Genomic DNA, 1,170 nt, shown 5'->3' on the forward strand with positions numbered 1-1,170 from the left:
CGTCATTCGGCGCTCGGCTACGCTACGCCCTGGTCTACACTCACGTCATCGGCGAACGCTCGCAACGCCGCTTGAAGTCAAACCTGGAGCATTACCGGGCCCGTTCACAAGCCTTCTGGGATAGCTGGGAGCGTACATGACACGGGTCAGTCTGGAGGCGCGCGAACCAATCTTTTTAGCATGAGCCGAATCATGGCCAGATACACCAAAGTCTCTGTTGATGCTGGGAGTGTTTCATAGTCTTTAGACAGTCGTCGACTCTTCCCTAACCATGCAAAGGTGCGTTCGACGACCCACCGACGGGGCAAGACGTTTCACGTCTTGCGCGGGTCCACGTCATCAACAAGATCTGGCAGATACCGCTTGGCTTGCCGCCACCAGGGGTAGACCACCTCAATCAAGATGTCTGCGCTGTCTTTGGCCCATTTGAGGAAGCCGCCCGTGTAGCCCTGGTCTGCCCAGACCTTCTCCAGTGTCGGATAGGTCTGCTTGACGCCATCCAGCACCAGCTTTCCACCCTCACGATCCTGCACATCGGCTGGATGCACCACGATCTTTAGTAGCCCCATCGTGTCCACGAGGATGTGCCGCTTGCGGCCACTGACTTTCTTCGCGCCCTCAAAGCCTCTGGGTCCCCCTGCTTCGGTAGTCTTCGCACTTTGACTGTCGATGATCCCAGCTGTTGGTTGAGCGGCTCGACCAGCTTTCACTCGGACCCGTTCTCGAAGCACGTCATGGACGTGTTTCAGGACGCCCCGAATGCGCCACTTCCGAAATTGCGCATACACCGTGCCCCAGCTGGGAAAGTTCCTGGGCAGCAGGCGCCAGGCACACCCAGTTTTGAGCACATAAAGCATGGCATCAATCAACAGGCGCAGCGAGTGAATGCGCGGGCGTCCCGTCGGGCTCGGCCCAGGAAGCAATGGTTCAAGAAGCGACCATTCCTGGTCGGTCAGATCCGAGCTGTACCCCGTGCTCGTCATGCCTCACAGTAGGATGAAAACCACGTCTGCGACATCTTCAACACGTTTACATACGCACTTTAGGCGGAACCGACGAGGTCGGCGCGAGTTCCTACCTCTACCTCTTAAAGGAGGGCAACCTCCTCATCGACGCCGGGCTCCGGCCGGGGCGAGTCGGTGAAGCTGCCCTTCCAAAGCTCGAGATCCT

At 58.2% G+C, this 1,170-nt stretch carries 1 pseudogene; it reads right to left on the bottom strand.

The window, feature by feature from the left end:
- Positions 1–146 precede the first annotated feature (146 nt).
- Positions 147–983 (bottom strand): annotated as a pseudogene (locus ASF71_RS04405) (IS5 family transposase).
- Positions 984–1,170: the final 187 nt, after the last annotated feature.

Source organism: Deinococcus sp. Leaf326 (assembly GCF_001424185.1).
GTDB lineage: Bacteria > Deinococcota > Deinococci > Deinococcales > Deinococcaceae > Deinococcus.